At 68.8% G+C, this 4,493-nt stretch carries 3 protein-coding genes; 2 read left to right on the top strand and 1 reads right to left on the bottom strand.

The window, feature by feature from the left end; genetic code table 11:
* On the top strand, nt 1-836 hold an 836-nt coding region (locus QZV84_RS10755; protein WP_292829302.1), incomplete at its 5' end, for a helix-hairpin-helix domain-containing protein.
* 291 nt (nt 837-1,127) lie between these two features.
* Here the strand turns inward: QZV84_RS10755 and QZV84_RS10750 are convergent.
* A complete protein-coding gene (locus tag QZV84_RS10750; protein WP_292829300.1) occupies nt 1,128-3,833 on the bottom strand; it encodes a hypothetical protein in 2,706 nt (901 codons plus the stop codon).
* A gap of 167 nt (nt 3,834-4,000) precedes the next feature.
* Here QZV84_RS10750 and QZV84_RS10745 point away from each other — a divergent pair, with 167 nt between their 5' ends.
* Entirely contained in the window at nt 4,001-4,474 is a 474-nt protein-coding gene (locus tag QZV84_RS10745; RefSeq protein WP_292829298.1) for a hypothetical protein, read from the top strand.
* Nucleotides 4,475-4,493 lie beyond the last annotated feature (19 nt).

Genomic DNA, 4,493 nt, shown 5'->3' with positions numbered 1-4,493 from the left:
GCGTATCGAGACCCCCTGCCGGCGCCGGCCCGACCGGTCTCGACTCCTGCACCCACCGCATCCAGCCGCCCGTGGGCCTCTTCGACCGCACCGAACCCGACGAGTCCGCCGCCCACCGGCGCGACGGGCGGTTCGCGGTGCGGCTGGGGCTCGCGGCGGTGAAGGGCATCGGCGAGGCCGTCGCCGACCGCATCGTCGCCGAGCGCGAGAGCGGCGGGGCGTACCGCGACCTGCGCGACCTGGTGCGCCGCGCCGGAGTCACGCAGGCGCAGCTCGAGGCGCTCGCCACCGCCGGCGCCTTCGAGTGCCTCGGTCTCAGCCGCCGCGAGGCGATCTGGCTCGCCGGGTCGGCCGCGCAGGATCGCGCCGAGTTCCTCCCCGATTCGCTCGCGTTCGTGCAGCCGCCGCTGTTCACCGATCCGACGAGCTACGAGCGGCTCGCGAGCGACCTGTGGGCGACCGGCATCTCCACCGACGATCACCCCATGACCCACTATCGTGCCGGACTCGATGCCCGCGGGGTGCTCACCTCGAACGAGGTGCGCACCCATGAGGAAGGGCGCCGCGTCGAGGTTGCGGGGCTGGTCACCCACCGGCAACGGCCGGCGACGGCATCCGGAATCACATTCATCAACCTCGAAGACGAGCACGGCCTCGTGAACGTGATCTGCTCGGTCGGGGTGTGGAACAGATACCGCCGGGTCGTGCGCGACGCCCCGGCGCTGATCGTGCGAGGGATGCTGGAGCGCTCGGTCGAGGGAGTCACGAACCTTCTGGCCGATCGGTTCGAAGATCTGCGGGTCGGCGTCGGGCATAGGTCGCGGGACTTCCGGTGATTCGAGGGGAGCGAGCGAGCTCGGGCGGGATCAACCGCTTCCGTCACAATCGTGAATGCGATCTTCCACGAGCCGGGGCTTCACGAGCTCGCGGCGCAGCAGCCGTCACCCATCTGCAGGACCAGGGACCGGTCGCGTCCTCGGCAAGTCGTGGTGCTGATCGACCCGGCGGCCGACTCGTCCTGAGCAGGGATCCGCGCAGAGCGCTCATCGCGCGTGTGTGACAAGAGTCACCCGAATGCGTTCCGCAGTCGCTGTGGACATGCCGACGTCGGATGCCGGAGGCGACCCTCAGCGCACGAACTGGTAGCGGATCTCGACCTGGATCTCGGTCATGCCCGACAGATCGATGCCTGCGTTCTCCCGCGCCCCGACGACCGAGACCGACCAGTCGCCGCCGATCCCACGGCCCCAGAAGCGCAGGGACAGCGGAGCGGTCAGCGCCACGTCGGCGGCGACGGAGTCGCCTTCTGCCGTCAGGCGCGTGAACTGTGCGCGCCGCGTGCTGATCTGCGGTTCGAGCAGCTGCACGTGGATGTCGCCGTTCGAGCGCCTCTGCGAGTACGCCCCACCGTGCCTGACCTCGCATGAGATGCCGCCGCTCGGGTGCTCAGCGCCCACGAGCGCGAGGCGGACGCTGCGGGTCTTCGCATCGGCGCGTCCGGGCGGGATGCGGGCGGCATCCACCTCGAAGTCGAAGCGTCCGGTCTCCAGGAGCGAGGCGAACTCGGGGTCGCCCGGGCGGTAGATCCGGCTCAGCACGTCCTGGTCGTGGCGCTGCTGGAAGTAGGCGAGGTAGTCCTGCTGGATGCCGAGAGGCTGCAGTATGCGACCCCAGGATGCCGTCAGCATGCCGGCCAGTTCGGTGTCGGTGATCGCCTTCTCGCTGTAGCGCAGCCAGATCTCGGGGCTGAGCATGCCGGCATCCAGGGCGATGTTGTCTGCCTGCGGCTCGAGCGTGAGGATCTCGGCGGCGCGCGCCGCCCGGAACGACATGCTGTTCAGCGCCGAGGCGTTGGACGACGCGATGCTGATCGCGAGCAGCCCGACTTGTCGAACCGACTCCGCGTCGACCGCGACGCTGTCTGCGAGCGCTTCGGCCTGCTGCACGAGTTCCGCCGCGCGGGTCGCCTGAGACTGCGACGCGGCGATGCGCTGATCGGCGAGGGTCACCCGGTTATGCGCAATCAGCAGCTGGTGCGCGAGCTCCGCGCCACGGCGTACGAGCGCGACCTCCTTGGCGTTGTCGGCATCCGGTGGTGTCGTCAGGCTCTGGACCAGGTTCACGAAATTGACGATCGTCTTGCCCGCGCCGATGACCGCGTCGATGTCCTTCCCGACCTTCTTGTAGGCGTCCTTGATCTTCTCGAGGTCGGCGGGCTTGCCGGCGAGCACGTTCTGCAGCGCGGGGTCTGCTTGGGCGAGCACGGTATTCGCGAGGCTCACCATCGATGGGACCACGGCGACGAGGCTCGCCCCCGCGGTCGGAATCGCCGCGATGACTCCGACCACGGCGCCCGCGACCTGCGCGACGGTGCCGAAGAATGCGCCGAGGCTGAAGGGCTTCTCCTCCATCTCTGCCATCGCCTCGTTGAGGTCGACGGTCGCCTGGTCGAGCTGCTGCTGGATGAACTCGGCCTCCTTGACCGCGATGTCCCGCTCCGACGTCCCGATGCTCACGTCCTTCTCGAAGCGGTCCCGTGCCAGGTCCACCGATTTCTGCTGCTCACGCACCATCTGCGCAAGCGTGTCCTTCGTGCCCGCGTCGAAGACGTGGTCGATGCCGGCGAGCAGGAATGCGGTGGTCAACGGTGCGAAACCCTGGAAGGCGTCGATGTAGGTCTGGAAGTCGGGCAGGATGTCCAGGTCGGGCGAGAGGCCGACCGCGTTCGCGCCGCCACCGACCCACACGCGCTCGCCGTTCGGGGCGTCGTGTGCAATGCCCACGAGCTGGTCCTGCAGCCGCAGGGCGTAGCCGTTGTCGGCCTGCAGTTCGAGACCGCGCCGCAGCTCGAGGGCGGCACGCTCACCCGCATCGCCGGGATCGTCGGCGCTCGGATTGAACTGGTGATAGTGATAGTCGCCCATGGCGATACGGAAGGGCGCCCAGTAGTTGGCCCACGATGGTCCGGTCGAATCGAGCAGGGGACGCAAGCCGGCGATGAAGTCCTCCTCAGAGACTGTCGCCCGGGCCACGGTGCCCTCCGCTCCCCACACGCCGGGTGTGCCGTCCTGGCCTGGGGATGCCGCGCTGGGGCTCACCGCGCCGTCGAGGCCCGCGGCCCCCGCGGCCCCGCCCCCGCCGGGCGCGCCCCCGGCGGTCGTGAAGACGGGCTCGCTGTCGTCAGAGATGGACGTGAAAGAGATCGCGCCGCCGTTGCCGCCCGACCCGCCGTTGCCGCCCCAGCCGCCGTCGCCACCGGGGGTACCGTCGATGATCTGTTCGGGGATCTGGATTTCTTCGAACTCGAAGTCGAACGGGTCGTCGGGAGTGAGGTCGCGCTGTTCGGTGTGCGCTGCGATCTGGGCGCCGTTCGCCCCTGCCGTGCCGTTGCCGCCGTTCCCGCCGCTGCTGGCATTGCCGCCCGCGACCGAGATGTTGGCGCCGACCGTGCGGCGGGCGTAGATCGTGACGCTCTGTCCGTTGCCGCCGTTCAGGCCGGCGGTGCCACTCTGTCCGTGACTTCCGCCGGCGATCGGTCGGCCGTCGTGCGAGTACATCTGCGATATCGGCAGCGGAATGCCGTTCTGCCCGTGGGCACCTCCGGCGGGAGCCGGTGCACCGGACGCATCGATCGAGAAGCCCGCCCCGTCGAACACGTCGGCGACGATCACGATCGGCCGCTCGGTCACCCGCAGGTCTTTCGCGAGCTTCACCTCACGCGCGAGAAGGAAGACCGGCCCGTCTCCGGCGTAGGTGCGGCAGATTCTCTCGACCTCCCCGTCGATGACGATGGCGTCGCGGATGAGGGGGGAGGTGTAGATGTGATCGGACATTGCGCATCCTTCCGCCCGGTCTTTGGGTAGCGGTCACCGAGAAGGAGCCGACCGGGCCGGTGCTGATACGTGAGGGATCAGACCGCGCGGACGGTGCGATTCGCCCTGGGCCTTGAGGCGTGGTTTCGCTACCGTGAAGTGTCGCTGGCGTTCGGGAGGGGCGTGCCGTGGGCTATTACATCGTCGTGTTGCTGCAGACCGTGGGGCTGCCGATCGTGTCGGGGATTGTCGAGCTGGCGGTGGTCGGCGGTGATCCGGTGCTGGTCTTCGGCAAATGGTGGGTGTTCTGGGGCGTGGGAACGCGGCTGTTGTTGGCCGGCATAGTGCAGGTCTCGGGCAAAGCGAACACCGCAGAGATCCTCGGGTCGACCGCGCCGAGTGTCGCGGAGCGCCAGCTCACCGCCGAACTCGGCACGGCCAATGTCGCGATGGGATTGGCGGGGCTGTTCGCGCTCGTGCCCGGATGGGCGCTGCCCGTCGGCCTCGCGGGTGGTGTTTTCATGCTGATCGCCGGCATCATGCATGTGGCCAAGAAGGACAAGAATGCGAAGGAGAACCTCGCGACCTGGACCGACCTCATCGTCGGTTTGGCGGTCGCCGTGCTCGCCGTCTACACACTGATCAGCATCCTGGCGGGGTAGGGCGAAACGGATGCCGCGC

The organism is Microbacterium sp., from assembly GCF_011620715.1.
Classification (GTDB): Bacteria; Actinomycetota; Actinomycetes; order Actinomycetales; family Microbacteriaceae; genus Microbacterium.
Note: the sequence above shows the minus strand (reverse complement) of the source record. Positions and strands in the feature narration are given on the sequence as shown.